The 18941-nt window shown below is 38.2% G+C and carries 21 protein-coding genes; 12 read left to right on the plus strand and 9 right to left on the minus strand.

Features of this window, described 5'->3' with window-relative positions; all coding sequences use genetic code 11:
* Positions 1-911 (plus strand): Ig-like domain-containing protein (locus tag QZU77_RS08065; protein WP_295602922.1); only part of this gene is annotated, 911 nt, incomplete at its 5' end.
* A 485-nt stretch (positions 912-1396) separates the two neighbouring features.
* Positions 1397-1990 carry an Hsp20/alpha crystallin family protein gene (locus tag QZU77_RS08070; protein ID WP_295602924.1) on the plus strand — a complete coding sequence of 198 codons (594 nt, stop codon included), beginning with the start codon at positions 1397-1399 and terminating at the stop codon, positions 1988-1990.
* Between the two features lie 36 nt (positions 1991-2026).
* On the opposite strand, the gene QZU77_RS08075 is transcribed toward QZU77_RS08070, so the two are convergent.
* Entirely contained in the window at positions 2027-3037 is a 1011-nt protein-coding gene (locus tag QZU77_RS08075) for an SIS domain-containing protein (RefSeq protein WP_295602926.1), read from the minus strand.
* A 94-nt stretch (positions 3038-3131) separates the two neighbouring features.
* Between QZU77_RS08075 and QZU77_RS08080 the strand changes: the two genes are divergently transcribed.
* Positions 3132-3584 carry a DUF447 domain-containing protein gene (locus QZU77_RS08080; protein WP_295602927.1) on the plus strand — a complete coding sequence of 151 codons (453 nt, stop codon included), beginning with the start codon at positions 3132-3134 and terminating at the stop codon, positions 3582-3584.
* Positions 3562-3729, plus strand: a complete 168-nt coding sequence (locus tag QZU77_RS08085; protein ID WP_295602929.1) for a hypothetical protein — start codon at positions 3562-3564, stop codon at positions 3727-3729. Before QZU77_RS08080 ends, QZU77_RS08085 begins: the two co-directional genes overlap by 23 nt.
* On the opposite strand, the gene ade is transcribed toward QZU77_RS08085, so the two are convergent.
* The 4 genes from ade to QZU77_RS08105 all read right to left on the minus strand — a co-directional run bounded on the left by ade (position 3726) and on the right by QZU77_RS08105 (position 8081).
* Positions 3726-5441 (minus strand): adenine deaminase, encoded by a 1716-nt coding sequence (gene ade / locus QZU77_RS08090; RefSeq protein WP_295602931.1) that lies wholly within the window; start codon positions 5439-5441, stop codon positions 3726-3728. The genes QZU77_RS08085 and ade overlap by 4 nt on opposite strands.
* A gap of 3 nt (positions 5442-5444) precedes the next feature.
* Complete coding sequence (locus tag QZU77_RS08095) at positions 5445-6665, minus strand: TIGR00300 family protein (protein ID WP_295602933.1); 1221 nt, start codon at positions 6663-6665, stop codon at positions 5445-5447.
* 220 nt (positions 6666-6885) lie between these two features.
* Positions 6886-7569, minus strand: a complete 684-nt coding sequence (locus QZU77_RS08100; RefSeq protein WP_295602936.1) for a zinc ribbon domain-containing protein — start codon at positions 7567-7569, stop codon at positions 6886-6888.
* 32 nt (positions 7570-7601) lie between these two features.
* Entirely contained in the window at positions 7602-8081 is a 480-nt protein-coding gene (locus QZU77_RS08105; protein WP_295602938.1) for a hypothetical protein, read from the minus strand.
* Between the two features lie 117 nt (positions 8082-8198).
* Between QZU77_RS08105 and QZU77_RS08110 the strand changes: the two genes are divergently transcribed.
* Positions 8199-8477: a helix-turn-helix transcriptional regulator gene (locus QZU77_RS08110; protein WP_295602939.1), complete on the plus strand. Its 279-nt coding sequence runs from the start codon at positions 8199-8201 to the stop codon at positions 8475-8477.
* Positions 8478-8516: 39 nt separating this feature from the next.
* On the opposite strand, the gene QZU77_RS08115 is transcribed toward QZU77_RS08110, so the two are convergent.
* The 4 genes from QZU77_RS08115 to QZU77_RS08130 all read right to left on the minus strand — a co-directional run bounded on the left by QZU77_RS08115 (position 8517) and on the right by QZU77_RS08130 (position 11845).
* Entirely contained in the window at positions 8517-9854 is a 1338-nt protein-coding gene (locus QZU77_RS08115; RefSeq protein ID WP_295602941.1) for an NCS2 family permease, read from the minus strand.
* A gap of 199 nt (positions 9855-10053) precedes the next feature.
* Complete coding sequence (gene speB / locus QZU77_RS08120; protein ID WP_295602943.1) at positions 10054-10920, minus strand: agmatinase; 867 nt, start codon at positions 10918-10920, stop codon at positions 10054-10056.
* Between the two features lie 43 nt (positions 10921-10963).
* On the minus strand, positions 10964-11359 hold the full coding sequence (locus QZU77_RS08125) for a translation initiation factor IF-5A (protein WP_295602945.1): 396 nt from the start codon (positions 11357-11359) through the stop codon (positions 10964-10966).
* A 135-nt stretch (positions 11360-11494) separates the two neighbouring features.
* Positions 11495-11845, minus strand: coding sequence for a hypothetical protein (locus tag QZU77_RS08130; protein ID WP_295602947.1), 351 nt, complete (start codon positions 11843-11845; stop codon positions 11495-11497).
* Between the two features lie 76 nt (positions 11846-11921).
* Between QZU77_RS08130 and QZU77_RS08135 the strand changes: the two genes are divergently transcribed.
* From QZU77_RS08135 to QZU77_RS08165, 7 genes are all read left to right on the plus strand, one after another.
* Complete coding sequence (locus QZU77_RS08135) at positions 11922-12383, plus strand: pyruvoyl-dependent arginine decarboxylase (RefSeq protein ID WP_295602962.1); 462 nt, start codon at positions 11922-11924, stop codon at positions 12381-12383.
* Between the two features lie 2 nt (positions 12384-12385).
* Positions 12386-14245 (plus strand): bifunctional NADP phosphatase/NAD kinase, encoded by a 1860-nt coding sequence (locus QZU77_RS08140; protein WP_295602949.1) that lies wholly within the window; start codon positions 12386-12388, stop codon positions 14243-14245.
* Positions 14238-15656 (plus strand): coenzyme F430 synthase, encoded by a 1419-nt coding sequence (gene cfbE / locus QZU77_RS08145; protein ID WP_295602951.1) that lies wholly within the window; start codon positions 14238-14240, stop codon positions 15654-15656. Before QZU77_RS08140 ends, cfbE begins: the two co-directional genes overlap by 8 nt.
* Positions 15657-15768: 112 nt before the next feature.
* Complete coding sequence (gene hemC / locus QZU77_RS08150; RefSeq protein ID WP_295602953.1) at positions 15769-16638, plus strand: hydroxymethylbilane synthase; 870 nt, start codon at positions 15769-15771, stop codon at positions 16636-16638.
* Between the two features lie 14 nt (positions 16639-16652).
* Positions 16653-17615: a Gfo/Idh/MocA family protein gene (locus QZU77_RS08155; protein ID WP_295602956.1), complete on the plus strand. Its 963-nt coding sequence runs from the start codon at positions 16653-16655 to the stop codon at positions 17613-17615.
* 4 nt (positions 17616-17619) lie between these two features.
* A complete protein-coding gene (locus QZU77_RS08160; RefSeq protein WP_295602958.1) occupies positions 17620-18231 on the plus strand; it encodes an orotate phosphoribosyltransferase-like protein in 612 nt (203 codons plus the stop codon).
* Positions 18232-18310: 79 nt separating this feature from the next.
* The coding region (locus QZU77_RS08165; RefSeq protein ID WP_295602960.1) for a cation:proton antiporter at positions 18311-18941 on the plus strand (631 nt) is incomplete at its 3' end.

Here is an 18941-nt window from a genome sequence, read left to right on the forward strand (position 1 = left end):
ATGCATTACTACACTTCAATTTAACATCACTTATCAAGAATTTAAATTGGACCGATGTTTTAAAAGACAGTATTGATGCATTAATTGACAGTCTAAACAAAACCAGCCCATTTAAATATAATCTCACTGACATTGCATCATTGCTTGATTCCAATTTAACTTCAGCATTGAAAAACTTTAACTTAACATCATGGTTAAACAATTTAAATTGGACTAGCATCATTGGTAAAAACGCCACTTCCAACAAGGATCAAAATGATGACAAAAACAGTAGCTTTGACTGGAGCAAGATTATCGGTAAAAAGGATTCCGAAACCGGTTCCATTATTGACAAAATCTATAATTGGATTACCGGCAAAAATAAGAATACTGACACCAAACCTTCTGAAACAGCAGTAGTTCAAGATTCAATAAAAAGTTCCAACTTAAAAACCTATTATGACAAAACAACCACCTTTAAAGTTACAGTACTGTCCGGTGGAAAAGCCGTAACAAATGGCAAGGTAGTGTTCACAATAAATAATAAAAAATACACTGCGAACATAGGCAGCAATGGCGTTGCAGTTTTAAAAATAAAATTGAAACCTGGAACACATTATGTTACATCAACCTACGGTAAAGTTTCAGTTAAAAATAAGATTGTAGTTAAAAAATCCATCATTACTAAAAACGTTTCCAAAAAATACAAAAAATCAAAAAAATTCACTGTAAAAGTTTTAAACAGTAAAGGTAAGGCTCAATCCAAACAAAAAGTGAAAATCAAATTAAACGGCAAAACCTATACTGCTAAAACTAACAAGAAGGGCATTGCTACATTTAAATTGCCTAAAAAATTAAAGGTTGGAAAATACACCATTAAAACTACATGCAAAGGTTTAACAATATCAAATAAACTCACTGTTAAAAGATAATTAATTTTATTTTTTAACTTTATTTCTTTTTTTAAGGCATTTGCCTGCATGGAATTATTTAATCATTATCATTAAATTTTGCGAAAAGATCAAGAATCTGGTCACTAAAATCCAATGATTGAACATCACTTCCCCATTTAATCACCGCCAAATAATTAATTTCAAATTCAAAAACCAATTTAAAGCATCACTTAAATCTGAAAGACAATTGTGCATAAATTGAATAGTCACCCCCAGTTAAAAATATTAAAATCCAATTAAAATTTAATTTTTATTGAAACCAACTTTCATAAATCTTAATTATCAATATTAATTAAACAATACCTCACATTTGCAAAATAAACAATATTTCAGATGAAAATCAAAGAATAACGGAATTATTTTTTAAATAACTTTAAGTTATAAAAATAGAAAACTTTAAATACAAACAAAATGTAACTAATACATACTTATAACATAATTCATCAATAAGGAGCGTGAAAAATATGGTAGACAAAGAAACCATTGAAGCAAAAGTAGCAGATAAAAAAGAAGAATTTGATGAAAAAGTTAATGAAGCAAAAGACGGCTTCGATGATAAAAAAGAAACCTTTGATGAAAAATTTGAAGACAAAAAAGAAAAAGGCAAAAACATTGCTGACAATGTAATCAACGACCTATACACCAGTATAGACGATTTCAAAGAATACATTAAAAACATGCAGAAAAACGCTGATGAAAAATACGCAAACTATAAAAAATCAACTATTCAAACATTAGACATCGATCTTATAGAAACCAAAGACATCTACTACATCAAAGCGGCAGTCCCAGGCGTTACCAAAGACGACGTGTTAATCGAAGCAGGCGACAATGACATAACCATTGAAACCACCTTCAAACCATACATTGAAGAATTCGAAGAAGACGAAACCGCTGAAACAATCGTGTCAGCATTAAAAAGCGGCAGATGTGTAAAAACAGTAAGATTTGAAACCAGCATTGACCTTGAAAAAATCACTGCAAAATTCACCAACGGAATAGTTATCATAACCATTCCAAAACTAATCATACCAAAACATAAAGTAAATGTAGAATAAGCATTCTACATTTCAATTTCTTTTTTTAAATTAAAACTAGTACCTGACCTTACCGATGTGTCTTGTTGCACCCGGATCCTCGCCGTTGTAATGTGCCAAGTAGTATACGAACCATTCAAGAGGAATCACAAAGACGAATGGAGATAACAGCTTATCGACATCAGCGTAATCCTTCAATTCATAAATGATTGACCTCAATTCCAGGTTCTCTGAAAAGTCAATGGCCTTTTGAGTTATCTCATCAGACTCGAATTCTGATTTTAAAAATATTATTGGAACTCCCTTCTCAGCCCTTTCAATAAGACCGTGCCTGAATTCTGCGGAATATTCAGGACAAGCATGCTTGATTGCTCCTTCCATAAGCATGGTCATCGCCAATTTATAGGCAAGTCCAAAGTTAGGACCACTTCCAAGACAGTAGAATATATCCTCTTTCCCGAAATCCTGAGCCAAGAGTTTATTCTCATATTCAGTGCTTTTAAGCAATTCTTCAATAATATCCGGCATTTCAGACAATTGCCTTAAAAGCTCATCTTTCGCTTCATAGTCAGATGCCGCAAACAATATTTGATATAGGCATGCCAATTGTGTGATGTAGGTTTTTGTTCCAAGAATGGCTGTTTCTGTTTCGCACCTGGTTACAATTGGAGTTTCAGCTTCTTTAATCATTGAACTTTCAGGTTCATTGGAAATAGAAACGGTATGTATATTAAATTCATTCGCCCTTCTGAGTGAAGCGAGAGTGTCGGCGGTTTCACCGGACTGTGAGGTGAAAATGGCTATTGAGTTTTCATTTTCAACCAATCTCTTATTGTAGTAGAATTCATAGCCGGTATAAACTTCAATGTCAATGTTGGTACTGGACATTCTTATTGCGTCCCTTACACTGTAACAAGTTGAAATTGAACTTCCACAACCGATTAAATAGACTTTGTTAGTGTTTTCAACTAATTTTGAAACTTCCTGCATAGTGGAAAATTCACTTTCAAAAGTTTTCCTAAGTGATTCGGGTTGCTCCATCATTTCATCATACATCTTATATTTCATAAGCTTAAACTCCTTAAAATTAAATATTATAATTAATATATTGTTAATTAAGATATAAAAAGGTTTTTTAAAATTAATCAAATAATTGATTCAAATGAAAATAGACCTATCTCTAATTGGAATGGAAAAAGGCAGACAATACGAGACCATAATAACTACAAGAAATGATGACGGCAGTAAAAATGCCGCACCAATAGGAGTTATCTGTGCAGGCAATGACAAAATAATCAACAGGATTTTCAAGGGAAGCCGCACATTGGAAAACATCATGAGGGAACGGGAGTTCACAGTCAACATCACCCACGACCCAGAGCTCTTCACCACCCCAATTATCGGAAAATTGCCTCAGGATTCATTCAACGAGGATTACTCTTTAAAAAGTATTGAAGCCTATTTTAAGTGTGAAGTCATCAGCCTGACAGAGGCGATAAAGCAAAGCGACCCGATTAAAAAGAAAGATGAGGCCATAGTCATCAAATCAAGGGTGAGTGAATTGACCATCAATAGAAAAACCAAGGCACTGAATGGACAATTTGACACGCTTTGACAAGGCAGACAGTGACAAAAAAGAGGAATACTTAAAGCAATTTAAGGAAGCCAGACGGGTTGTTTTGAAAGTCGGCAGAAAAGAAGATATAAAAGCAATGAATGAAATAAAAAAAGAATTGATGAAAAAAGGGTACGAACCCTAATTTCTTATAACATCCATGAATTCAAAGTTGTCCCCGTCAAACAAGCCCTTGTCTGAAATCTTGATTGATGGAATGACCAATAAAGCCATGAATGCCATTGTCATGAACGGAGCATCCAGCTTACATCCAAGGGCAAATGCCATTTTCTGCAGGGTGAATAATTTTTCAGCTATGTCGAATGCATCCTCATTGCTCATCAATCCTGCAATCGGAAGGGACAATGAGTCTGAGAAGTCTTCACTTACAACAGCTATTCCTCCACCATTATCAATAATCGTATTGACTGCTTCTGCCATCATTTCTGATGAATATCCTACGACTATGATATTGTGGGAATCATGGGCAACTGATGATGCGATAGCTCCTTTTTTAAGTCCAAATCCTTTAATGAAGGCGTTTGTAATTGTGTTTCCACCGTAACGTTCAACAACTGCTATCTTCAGCACATCCTCTATGATGTCCGGTTGGACGATGCCGTCTTTTGTTTTCAGTGTTGCAGTTGTTTTTTTAGTCAGCAGGTCACCGTTATAGCATTTGATGACGTTGACTTCGCATTCATCACCATCATAACAAATGTCAAAGTCCTGTGGGGATTTCTTGTCCACATCCATTGAGTTTCCAACTTCAACCTCCTCAATGTCAAACAGCACCTCTTCACCATCGAAAACGCATTCTCCTGAAATGTATGTTTTCAAAACGTTCAAGTCATGCAGATTATCAACTATGATGAAGTCTGCCTTTGCGCCTGTGACAATTGCACCTCCTTCAATACCATAATGGACTGCCGGGTTGACTGTCACCATTTCAATGGCTTTAATCAGATCTATTCCCAAGTCCACTGCCTTTTTAACCGATTCGTTTAAATGACCCTTGATCAAGTCCTTAGGATTCTTGTCGTCACTCACTATGAAATCGAATATCGGTGAGTGAAGTCTTCTTGACAGCACCTCGTTGGGGATGATTCCGAAATTATCCTGATTTTTGTAATGTTCAATACGTGCCGAAAAATCAAATAGACCTTCCATATTTTTAGCAGATGACCCGTCACGAACCATTATCTTCATGCCTTTCTGCTTTTTCTCGATTGCTTCTTGAAAATTGCTGCATTCATGGTCAGTGACTATACCCTGTTCTATATATTTATCCAAATCTCTTCCGGAAACCAGGGGAGCATGACCGTCAATAGGCTTGTCATACTTTCTTGCAATTTTCAACTTTCTTAAAACTTCCTCATCCGCACCTATAACACCTGGGAAATTCATCATCTCAGCAAGCGCAACCATTTCTGGCTTTTGAAGCAAATATTCAATATCATCATGATCCAATATTGCACCGGAAGTTTCAAAAGAGGTTGCAGGCACACATGAAGGCGCCGCAAAATAAAAATTGAACGGAACTGTGGAAGCATTGTCAATCATGAACTCAATACCAGCAATTCCCCTAACATTGGCGATTTCATGAGGATCGCATACAACGGAAGTGGTACCATGCCTCACTGCAATCTTTGCAAACTGTGCAGGAGTCATCATGCTGCTTTCAATATGAATATGGGCATCTATAAAACCCGGAAGCAACACGCCATCAACATCGATCTTAGTCTCTTCAGTGATGTGGATCGGAACAATCTCCTTGAACACCCCATCGGCGATTGTCACTCTTGCAGGATAAACGGAATCTGTTAAAACATCCAGAATATAAGCGGTGAATTTCATTTTCTAATCCTCATGCAACGCATTATAAAGCAATGGCAGGAATGTGCCTATGTCAGTTACGATACCGACCACCTGAGCACTTCCCCTGTCAGACAGCTTGGTCACTGTTGACGGGTTGATATCCACGCAGATACTTTTAACCCTTGAAGGCAGCAGGTTACCAGTTGCGATTGAATGAAGCATAGTGGCAATCATGATAACCATGTCGACTTCCTGAGCGTAATGTCTCATAAGCTTTTGCGCCTCGACAGTGTCGGTTATGACATCAGGCAATGGGCCATCGTCACGAATGGAGCCCGCCAACACATATGGAACATCATTCCTGATGCACTCATACATGATACCACCAGTCAGTGTGCCGTCCTCAACCGCCTTTTTAATGGAGCCGGAATTGTTGATCCTGTTTATGGCCCTCATGTGGTGAGTGTGGCCGTGGGCGACAATCTTACCTGTCTCAACCTCGATACCCAGGGAGGTTCCGAAAAGATTGGACTCGATATCGTGAGTTGCCAAAGCGTTACCTGCCATGATGACATCAATGTAACCTTCCTTGACAAGCTCCGCCAGGTACTTGCCTGAACCTGTGTGAACAATAGCCGGGCCTCCGACAATACCAATCTTACCGCCTTTAGCCTTGATTTCCTTCATCTCTTCTGCAATGCCGTTGATAAGGTTCATCAAAGGCTTTTCAGAGGAAACTTCACTGTTCATGAACTCGAAGACCTGTTGCTCATCCCTTGAACGGTGAGGTGGTGTGACTCTTACACCATCAAGGCCGACAACAATCTTGTCTCCAGCCTTAATATTGGCTATTGGCTTTACAAAAGCCCTTTTTTCTTCCTCATCGACAACCACAAGACAATCCATTTCGATTTCCTCGACTGGAATCCAGTTTCCACCATAGAATATGTGGGTTGTATGGTTGGATGATGAGTAGAAGCCTTCAGGAGCCACCTTGTCCTTAACTGCTGCAACAAGATTGACTTCCTTAATCTCATCGATGGATGCTCCAAGCACGGACAGCTCATCCAGGATGGATTCTAGCAATTCGGGAGAATCCGCTGAAACTTCTATTTTCGCATGACTTACATCTGACTTTTTACGTCCAACATCGATTTCCAGTATATCAAATTCTCCGCCTTTATCCATAATAATGCCCATTGTCTTTGTTAAGGTCAATGAGTCAATAATATGGCCTGAAAGCTCAATAGTTCTTTTATTCATAACAATATGCTCCATTTTTTAGTTAATATTATAATTATATATTTTGATGATATTTAATGGTATTGCTATGTGTTAAAAATAATAAAATGAGAAAAAAATAAAAAAAAACATGTAGAAACCATCACTGAAATATCTATACTAAAATGAATATTATAATATTCATATTTGAGTTTTATGGACTCTACAATGTAAAAATTATATTACTTGCTTGTATTGTAATTTATTCCATTTTTGTTCCACATTCACCACAGAATTTCATATCTGCAGCAACTGAAGCACCACATCCCGGACAAATTTTATCAGGTTCCTTCATAGGACTTCCACATTCACTGCAAAATTTTGTATCAAGAGCCACATTGGCGCCACAATTCGGACATGTAGATGTCAATGATGAACCACAATTTCCACAGAATTTAGTATTTTTCTTATTTACTGAATTACAATTAGGACATATTACTTCATCTCCTGTGGCAGAACCTCCTCCAAATGAATTCATCATTACTTTATTTCCGCCACCTAAAAGATATTTCTCAATATGTTCAAATATTTCGCTAGGCAATTTTTTTTGATTATATGCACCCACTGCAGCGGTTACTGCAAGAGGAGCGAATAAAACCACACCAACGGCACCAGCACCAATTTTATCAGCCCATTTACCGTTTCCTATATTTACAGTAACAGTATCACTAATTTCAACTATTTGCACTTGAATTGCCATAGTCATACCTGCAAGCTGTTTCCAACCGGATCCTTCTTGTTCTTTTGCTTGAACAAAGTAACCATCTGGAGTTTTGGTACCCTCAGTAGTTAAGTTTTTAACACTTCTTAAAAAATTTTCAACTTCTTTACCTATTGAACTTGCATCAATACCCTCAGGTAATTTAAAAACTTTTGATTCAGCCATAAATATCTTCTCTAAGTTTATTCAATGAAATTTTAAAACTGTACAGAGTTTGTGAAAGTTTTCAAATCGTCTAAGTTATTTCCTTCCACACATACCATTTCACTAGCATCCTCTGAAGGAATACCTACAAGATAAGCGCCATTTGAAGATCCTCCAGAAGTATTATTCCAAATATATAAATTTCCATCAATTGATGGTTCATTCATATATACTGAATTAGATTTTAACATTTGTGGCAAATAATCAGTGAGATTATCTGCTTTGAAGTCAGCAGACATGCTTGATTCATTATAATAAAATATACTAATGTTTTCTCCAGAATATTCCGCATTAGCACATAAATTTGGAGCATATTGTCCATCTTCAACAGGATTAGTTAAGTTTTCATCTACAGGCACATCCATTTTAAATAAACCATCAAAATCATGGTTTGTAGTTTCAACTGCATATACACTAGCTATTGAGATAACTACTGCAAATACAGCCATCAAAGTAATAATTTTCTTATCCATAATTAACCTCCATATCGTGTAATAATTAATTTATTACACACATAATATAAACATTGCTATTAGCATGCTAATATCATATACATATCTATTAAATAGCAAAAATCAAAATTCTTAACTATGATCCAAAAAGATGACATGAGTATCGTTTCACTTCTAGCCCGCTCCAAAAAAAGGATTAAAGTGCTTAAATCACTTGAAAAAGAGGATAAGATTCCTTCAAAAATAAGCAAGGACATTGACGACAACAGCAATCATGTCTCCAAGTATCTCAAAACACTGAAGGAAGCGGAGCTTGTGGAATGTCTTAATGAGGAAGACAAACGATACCGTTTCTACAGCATCACTGATAAGGGAAAATATTATCTTGATAAGGTAGAAAAAGATTATAAGGATTGATTTTAAAAAATAAAAAAAGTTAGACTCATTGTTATGAGCCTATAGTCCGAAGAACAGGTATATTATAAATATTATAACCATCAGCCAGATACCCCAACCTAACTCTTTTGCTTTTCCGCTTGCCAGGCTTGCGACTGCGTAAACAACGAATCCCCAAGCGATACCTAATGAAATGGAGTAGGTTAAAATCATCATGATAATGGTCATGAACACTGAAGCGGCTACGATTATGTTATCCCATTCAACATCTTTCAATTGAGTAATCATCAATACACCGACAATCACTAATGCAGCACAAGTCACTGGAGAAGTGAATAAACTAAGCACTAATGGTGCGAAGAATATTGACAATATGAATAGGATACCTGTGACCACTGCGGTCAATCCGGTTTTACCGCCGATACCGATACCTGCTGCGCTTTCAACATAAGCGGTTACAGTACTTGTACCGAATATTGCACCCACAATACCACCGACAGCATCAGCGAGGAATGCGTTTTCAATTCCAACAGCTTGACCTTCTTCGTCAATGAAACCACATTGCCTACCTAAAGCCATCAATGTTCCTGTTGTATCGAAGAATGTTACGAATACAAGTGAGAACAGCATCATTATCAGGTTTGGAATGTTTGAGAACAGTTGTCCGAATCCTTTTGTAAATCCTGCAACCAGTGACAAGTCAAAACTGGTGGTTATGAATTGTGCCGGAACCGCTGGCATCAGCATGTCTCCTGCACCGTATCCCACTGCGGTGAATATTACACCAAGAATTGCGGTGATTACTAATCCGAGGAATACTGCCGCTGGCACCTTTCTAACATACAGTATCAATGTGATGATGATACCGATCATTGCAAGAAGTGGAGGGGCGGTTGTAAGTGCTCCCATTGAAACGAAAGTTGATGGATCAGCAACAATGATTCCTGCACCCTTAAGACCCAGGAATGCCAGGAAGAATCCGATTGCCGCACCTATACCCAATTTCAAGTCAAGAGGAATGGCATTTAATATGGCTTCCCTTAATCCTGAAATGGTGATTATTAAAAAGATTATGCTTGAGATGAATACTGCTGCAAGTGCAGTTTCCCAAGTGTTTCCCATTCCTAGAATGATTGTATATGTAAACAATGCATTCAGTCCCATACCTGGAGCTAATCCGACTGGGTATTTAGCAACTAGCCCCATAATTATACTAGCAACACCGGATGCAACAGCGGTTGCAAAGAATACTCCGGTGACAGGCATTCCACCATCACCCAAAATGACCGGGTTTACACCTAGAATGTAAGCCATAGCAAGGAATGTGGTGATACCTGCGATTATTTCAGTTTTAAAATCAGTTCCATTTTCCTTAAATTTAAAAAAATTGTCCAACATATAACACCTCTACGAAATCATGAAATTTCGTCAGATATTATTATATCTTTTAAAAATTACTATTAAATTTAACTATCATTAAAATTATGTCAAACACTTTTAAATTAATAATGAATAAACAAGTACTGTTTAAAAAAAAGTATTGAAAAATGAGTAATTGAATAAAATTGAAAAAAGATTTTCTGTTGATGGAGCAATTTTAATCTATCAAAGTTAAAAAGTCATAAATTATCTTTGCCGCAACGACAGCGGTATGGTCGCCGAGCTTGTTGCTTGCGGTTTCGACAACATCCAAACCCACAATGTTTTTATGACACAAGTTTTCAAGAATTGTTTCAAGCTCATGAACAAAGAGTCCTCCAGGTGTCGGATTGCCCACACTAGGCGCTATGGCAGGATTGACCACATCCATGTCTATTGAAACGTAAATCGGACCGTCGATATTGGTCAGGTAATACTCGATGGCATCCATGTGCTTGTGAACATCCCTGTTCTTGAATGTCTGTATATTATAAGTGGACTTTACATAGTCCTCCTCATCCTTTGAAGATGACCTGATTCCAATCTGCACAAGGTTGGCGCCCATCTCATGAGCCCTTCTCATGACTGTGGCATGTGAGTACTTCTCTCCGATGAACTCGAATGCAAGGTCCCTGTGAGCGTCAAGATGCACAACGGTCAGCCTTTCATGCCTTTCAGCCAATGCCTTGATTGCACCGATTGAAGCTGAATGCTCCCCTCCGATGATTATCGGCCTAACTTTCAAATCAAGCATTTCGTTCACGGTATCCTCAATGATGCGGCAGGTCTTTTCACAGTTGCCTGGAATCACGTTGACATCGCCGAAATCGTAAAAGTTAGTGGTAAGGTCCTTGTTAAAAACAGTATTGTATTTTTCAAAACCGAATGATGCCTCACGCACAACAATCGGCCCTAGACGTGAACCTGAATGATAAGAAGTGGTGCTGTCAAACGGAACACCAATTATCCCGTATGAATTCTCTATTATTTCATCATTTTCGCGAGAAAATGCGAATTTCCATGGTTCATAAGTATTTAAAAGCATAATTTATCTGATAAAAAAAAAGGAAAAATAAAAAAAAGAGAACTTATGATCCTCTAGTTCTCATTATTTTCATATTTCCCATTGCGACAATGTATTCGACTTCTCTGCCTTCAGTGATTTCATCTTTTAAGTCTTCAGGCATTTGTAAGTCAATGGTGTCATAGTTTTCCATGTCCATGATTTGAACATTGTCACCTTGGATGGATATTACTTGTCCTAATCTTTTGTCGATGATAGGAATATCCACTTTGTTATCTACAGGTTTTACTAAACTTCTTTTTTGATTATCGAATATACCGACTGCTTCAATTCTTGCTTTAGCAGCTCCGTGTTTACCAGGGGATGAAGTAGTGTAGCTGATGATTTTACAAGCTTCTCCTCCTAAAACAATATATTTACCAACTTTTAATGTTTTAATTTCTACAACTTTTGTTGACATTAATTTTCCTCCATTTTATTTAAAAACCGGTTTTTAATCATATAATAAGGAATATTATAGATTATTAATAACTATCATTTCCATTTTATTTAAATCATTCGTTCAATGAATTAATCATTTTTGATATCCAATCAGCTACATCAATCTTAATCCCTTGTTATATGAGTATAGCCATAAGGAAACTGCCGCAAGAACCAGTATGACCAATACCCATACAACAATGAATATTTTTTTGGTGTCACGTTCTCCTTTGGTAATGTAGCTTTCGCCTTTCATGTCACTTGTGTGATTTCGATTGTTTTTGTAGTAGTCATCGTTTCTAAGATAAGCATAGAATAGCCTTGCAACGAAATAGAATATTACAACAAACACCAATCCGATATAAGGGATTGCGCCGAACATTGCAATTATTGAAGATACGATAAGCATCAAAAGCATGAACAGACAAGCTGAAATGAATATTGAAATATATTTATTGAAAATCATAAGGCACACCTAAATTTTATTTATACTTTAAATTATTTAAATTTTAAAAAACATAACATTGAACATGAGCAATAATATGAAAATAGCTATAGTATCTGGAACGGACGAGGGCCCCACAAAATTGAATGCATTCGACAATGCCTTAAGCGATGCTGGAATTGGCGATGTGAACCTTATCAAAGTCTCAAGCATGCTTGCAGGCGAAACTGAAATAGAAACATTGCCAAAACTTAAGGCAGGAGCCATGGTAAATTGCGTTTTATCAGAAATCACCTCCGACAATCCAGGAGACCAAATCACCGCAGTGGTGGGAGTGGCTATTGGAAAAGAATTAGGTTGTGCCGTTGAAGCATGCGGAACCAACAAAGACCCGGATGAACTAATTGACGAAGCTGAAAAGATGGTTAAATACATGATGGAAAAGCGGAACGTTGAAATCCAAGACCTAATCATCGAATACGCAACAGCAACAGTTGAAAACATTGCATCAGCCATAGCGTCAGTAGTTTATCTGAATGATAATATTATTGAGGAATAAACATGAATGCCCGTGACAAACAAGTAGCAACAGACTTATCATACGAAATCATTAGAGAAGTGGGTAGAGCCATTCGGCCATACGTTGGAAAACCGGAATCCGGCGAAAAAGTAAAGATAGGTGCAGACGGAACACCGACATCATTAATTGACATTATTGCAGAAGACAAAATTATCAACATCCTAAAAAACGCGCCGGTACTATCATACATCATAAGTGAAGAGATTGGAGAATTGAAGCTTGGTAAAGGAACAAAAAGAAGCATCAACCTAACCCAAGAGTTAAGAAGAACCGATCTAACCGAAGAGGAAACACCAAAATTCATATTCCTGATAGATCCAGTTGACGGCACAAACAATGCAATCAAGGAAATCCCTGCATACGGAATTTCAATAGCAGTCGCAAACGTGAATCCCGGAAAACTGTCAACACTGAACGATGTTGAACTCGGATTCATAAGCAATTTCGCCAACGGTAACTTCTTTGAAGCTGAAAAAGGAAAAGGATGCTGGCTGAACAATGAGGAAGTGGTTCCAAGCGACATCATCAACATCAGTGATATGACACTTGGAGGATTCACCAAAAGCGGAACTTCAGAAGCGTCAAAACTGGTTGACACCGCTCGAAGAATGAGAGTGCTGGGAAGCGTGGTTCTGGAACTGTCATACGTTGCAAGCGGAAGGTATGATGCATTTCTCGACTTGAGGGGAAGCAGAATAATAGACATTGCTGCATCAAAGCTCATACTTGAAGAGGCAGGATGCATAATAACCGACAAGTACGGTCAAAAGCTCAACAATAATCTGAGCATCTATGAAAAAACAATCGTCGTGGCCGCAAACAATGAAATCATGCACAAGCAAATGATTGACATATTAAATGACAATCAAACCGACTTCATCGGAAAAGTGGGTGTGGTTTCAAGGATAGACCAGACAAGACCAATACTCTTCTCGGCAAAAATCATCGATTACCTTCTAACCAACGGCCGTGAAGTAACCATAGAGCACAGGCTGGCCCATAAGCTAACAGAACTGAAGGAAAACCCTGAATTAAACAATATCATCAAGGAAATACAGGACAATTACCCTGAAATCTCAGAACCGCTGGATGACATCAACTTCAACATCAACTACAAGCAGCTGGCCGAGCCGGTATTCGACTTTGACTGCGACATGGCAATCATCCTCGGAGGAGACGGAACCCTTCTAAGAGCACAAAGCAAGATGAAACCTGAAATCCCAATATTCGGAATAAATATGGGAACAGTAGGGTTCTTGACTGAAATCGAAGCCAAAGACACTTTCGAGGCATTGGATGAAATCCTGAAGGCAAACTATTACAAGGAAAAAAGAACCCGTCTCGTGGTTTCACACGAGAACAATCACTTCACCGCAATGAATGAGGTCGTGGTGATGACTGACAAGCCTGCCAAAATGCAGCATTTCGAAATCCAGGTTGACGGTGAAATAATTGAAGAGGTCAGGGCTGACGGACTGATAATATCCACTCCAAGCGGTTCCACCGCCTATTCGATGTCAGCGGGCGGCCCAATCGTTGACCCTAAAGTGGGAGGATTCATCATAATCCCTATTTGTCCATATAAACTTGGAGCAAGACCATTTGTAGTGTCAGACAATAGTGAAATCACAGTCAAGCTGCTTAAGAAAGGAAAAACCGCAGTGTTCGTAATGGATGGTCAAATCAACGAAGAGGCAAAATACGAGGAAGAGATCAAATTCAAAAAGTATGAAAAGGACGCTTACTTCATAAGAACATCAACCAAATACTTCTATGAAAAAGTTAAGGACAAGCTGAAAGAAGGCGGATTGAACACTAATCCACGGTGCAATAATGAATAATCTGGTAATTGACCTGACCCATGGCGGAGTGAAGATAGCCATCAGCCTGGCCAAGAAAGGAAGAAACGTATTGGCATATGACATCTACAATACCCTGGATGACATCGACCACAAGATGCTTGTGATTTATAATGTGGAGTTGATAGAGCTGGAAGACCTTAAGGACTTCAAGGGAGACATGAACGTTATCTATCCAATCCACCTTCCGTTGAGCCATGACGAAATCACTTCCCATAACCCGAATCTGAACTATACTTTCCAGACTCACCATGAAATCGTCAAAGACCTTTTAAACGATTGGGGAGAGGGCATCAAAAAAATAGAAGTGACAGGAGTCAAGGGAAAAACCACTTCAGTCTTCATGCTTAAGGAAATACTGATAGATGAAAACCCGCTGATACTCTCCAGCCTAGGGGCATTGCTATACGAGGATAGGCGTGAAATCGTCTTGAAAAAAAACATTTCAATAACCCCCGCAAACATCAAGGACACCATTGACCTGGCGTACAAGATTGCAAACCCAATATGCAAAATCTCCGATGAAACCGTGGAGAGAACAGATTTCAGAAAATACGATTCGGCGATTTTCGAATCATCCCTTGGAGTCAGTGGCATCGGGGATGTCGGATTAATGCTAAACATTGCCGAAGACTATCCCATTGCAAGAGGAAGAAGCTGTGCTTCTGAGGCTAAAAAGCAAGTGTTTAGATGCGGATGCGTTTGCATTGAAAAGGAAGCCTTTGACGAATTCTACTCAGATGTTAAGCATGATAAAGTCAATACGTTCTCAATGAATGACTCATCATCAGACTTGCATGCCTGTGATGTGAAGTATGACCTGAACCAGACCGTCATCAAAATCGAATACGATAATGTCAAAACAGTAAATGACAATCTGCTATCCGGAAACATGACAGTGAAAACATTTGCTCCCGGACCCCACCATGTAAGCAATGTCCTTGGTGTCGTGCTGACCTGCATCAGCCTGGAAATTCCAATTGAAAAAATCATTGAAAAAATCCAAAATTACAAGGGCATCCCAGGCAGGACCAACAGAAAAAACATTGGAAATTCAATAATCATTGAGGAGATAAATCCTGGATTGAACACTCGAGCAATACAGGAATCAATAAACATGATTGACGATTTGGATGATTACTACATCAGCATAGGCGGGGACTATGGAATAACTTGCGAGGAAATTGATGAGGAAAAATTAGCGGGCTTTCTAAACACCCTTGACCATGACATCATATTGACAGGGGACGTGGGACATTCACTTAAGTCAAAACTAACTAAAAAAACACGATTCATTGAAAGCCATGCAGACATTTACGACATGGCAATAAACAATGATAAAAATCTTCTTTTCATTTATCGCTCAGATTACCGTGAAGTTTCAAAAAGATAAATCCTGCCAAAAATTGAAACATTTAATAAATATTAATTGCAAAAATTAAAAATGTAACAAAATATTGTAAAATATATTACAATAATGAATTTTGAAAACTTGGAGATAATACATGATTGTAGGAACAAGAGGAAGTAAATTAGCTTTGGCTCAAACCAATCAAGTTTGTGCCGCCTTATCTAAAATAACTGGCGAATCAATAGATGTGGAAGTCATCAAGACCAAAGGAGACAAGATTACCACATCCCAATTATATAATATGGATTCAAAAGGACTATTCACTAAAGAATTGGATATTGCCCTTCTAGAAGAGGAAGTTGATTTTACAGTGCACAGTTTTAAAGACCTGCCTACCGAGTTAGACGAGGATTTGGAAATAGTGGCTGTTCCGAAACGTGAATCTCCAAATGAAGTTTTAATCTCTAAAAAAGACTGGAGCGAATTGGGTCCAGGCTCAAAACTTGGAACCAGCAGTCTTAGAAGAGAAGCATTCTGTAATCATTACAATAAAGAATTCGAGCTTAAACCAATCAGAGGAAACATTGAAACAAGAATTCAAAAAGCCCTGGAAAGTGATTTGGATGCCACCATCATGGCTAAAGCGGGCCTTAAAAGATTGAATCTGACACAATACATTAAAAACGTATTCCCTCTAGATTACATCACCCCGCCTGCAGGCCAAGGAGCATTGGCAATCATTACAAGGCGTGATTCAGATAAGAAGGGAGTCATTTCCAAACTCAATGATTACATTTCAATGCAGGAAGTGCTTGCGGAAAAGAAAGTGCTTGAGGAACTCGGAGTCGGGTGCCAATGGCCTATTGGATCAATAGCACGCATGAATGATAAAGAATTTAATATTTATTCAATATTATTGACTAAAGAAGGAGAAATCCTTAAAGAGCAAACTGAAAAAGGATCCATCAAAAATGCGGTTGAACTTGGCGGTCGCATTGGAAGACTTTTCGAGGATTATGTTTAAACGGAGGAATTAAATTGAAGACTATTAACGTAGGAGTTGTAGGAGTAGGAGCGATGGGTGAAAACCACGTTCGTGTCTACCACAAAATGGAAGAAGCAAATTTAGTAGCTGTAAGTGATGTAAGTGAAAGGGCGCTTAAAAAAATAGAGAAGAAATATGGTGCCAAAGGTTTCACCGAATATAGTGAACTTCTTGAGAATCCCGAAATTGAAGCTGTAAGCGTCTGTGTGCCAACCACATTCCACCATGCAGTCGTTATGGAAGCAATCAAGCACGGGAAACATGTTTTGGTCGAAAAGCCTATTGCATTTACATTAAACGAAGCAGAAGAAATGATTGCTGCAGCTAAAGAAGCTGGAGTCATTCTTGCAACCGGTCACGTTGAGCGATTTAATCCTGCGGTTCAAAAAGCTAAAGAACTCATTGATGATGGAGTTATCGGAGACATAGTATCCGCATTTGCAAAAAGAGTAGGTCCACTCCCACCAAGAATAAAAGATGTTGGAGTGTCAATTGATTTAGCCATTCACGATTTAGACATTATGAACTACCTGTTTGAAGAGGAAGTGACACAGGTTTACGGAACAATGAACAGTAGTTTCGACGACAGCGAATTTGAAGACCATGCAGAGATAATGGTCAATTTCGACAATGAATCCACAGGAATAATTGAAGTGAACTGGTTGACTCCTTACAAGCGTAGAGAATTGGAGCTAACCGGTACTGCGGGAATCATATCCGTCGATTACATCAAACAGAGCATTGAAGTGTACGGTAAGTTTGCTCAGGATATCCAAATTAAACATGAAGAACCTCTCAAAAGCGAATTAAAATCATTCTTAAATGCAGTGATGAATGGAGAAGAACCAGAAATAACTGGTGAAGATGGACTTAAAGCTCTTAAAATGGTTATTGCTGCGAATAGATCATCCAAAGAACATAAACCAATTAGTTTTGAAGAACTAGAAGAAAGGTGATAATGTGAAACAAAAATTAATTGCAAAAGCTAAAGAACTCAGAGAACACGGATTTACCACTGGTGAGATTGCTGACGAATTGAATGTCAGCATGGACACTGCCAGATGGTTGACCCTTCAAAAAGCAACTGAAGAAAAGGTTGAAGCACCTGTTGACTTTGCCATTAACTGGAAAAGCATTGGTGGAAACTCAACACGTTTAAGTTATGTTTCAGGCGCTTTAAGTGACATGGCATTGACACATGGCGATGTGGATACCGTTGTTGGTGTTGCAGTTAGTGGAATTCCATTTGCAACCGTTATGGCCGAACATATTGAAGACATGACTGGTGAAGACACCTCTTTAGCTATTTTCCATCCGCACAAACACAGGAAAGATGCTGATTCAAGTGATGATGAAGGTACCATCAGTACCAACTTTGGAAGTGTTGAAGGCAAGAAAGTTGTTATCGTTGACGATGTAATTACCAGTGGAAAAACCGCAAAAGAAGCCATTCACACTGTTAAGGATCTCGGCGGAGAACCTACTTGCGTTACCGTTTTAATCGATAAGGCAGGGCTTTCTGAAATCGAAGGCATTCCTGTTGAATCTTTAATTAAAGTTAGTAGATTATAATCTACTACCATTTTTCTTCTTTTAAACCCACCAACACCACCAAAAACAAGCTTTTTAATATTTATAGGGACATTAAACAATGAACATATTATTGCTACAGAACATGTCAATAATACTGATTACTGCCGTTCTAGTATTGTTGATATTCAACAAGTTGAAACTGCCCACAATGATTGGGCTATTCATAACAGGGATTGTTTTAGGCCATGTTGTAAATGACACAAGCATGATTTCCACACTCTCAGAGCTGGGAGTCATATTCCTGCTTTTCATCATAGGGCTGGAGTTTTCAGTGGAAAAATTCTCGGCAATCAAGCGTTACGCGTTGATCGGAGGTATTCTTCAGGTGGCCATTACGACAATACTGATCACGCTTCTCGGCTTTGCATTGAAACTGCCATGGACGAGCGCACTGTTTCTGGGATTCCTGGTTGCGTTTTCATCCACTGCAATTGTCATGAAGATAATGCAGCAAAGGCACATTACCCATTCAGTTCAGGGAAGAGTGACATTAGGTATCCTGATATTCCAGGACATTGCCGTGATTATTGTAATCCTCCTGACACCTATCCTAGGCGGTGAAAGCGTTGAACTGCATTTGCTTCCACAACTGGCAGTCAAGGCAGTGGGCCTTGGACTGATAATATTTGCCGGAGCGAAATGGTTCATACCATTGGCGTTGAGAGATGCCGCCCGAACAAAAAACAGGG

Source organism: uncultured Methanobrevibacter sp. (assembly GCF_902774605.1).
In the GTDB taxonomy this organism is placed as follows: Archaea; Methanobacteriota; Methanobacteria; order Methanobacteriales; family Methanobacteriaceae; genus Methanocatella.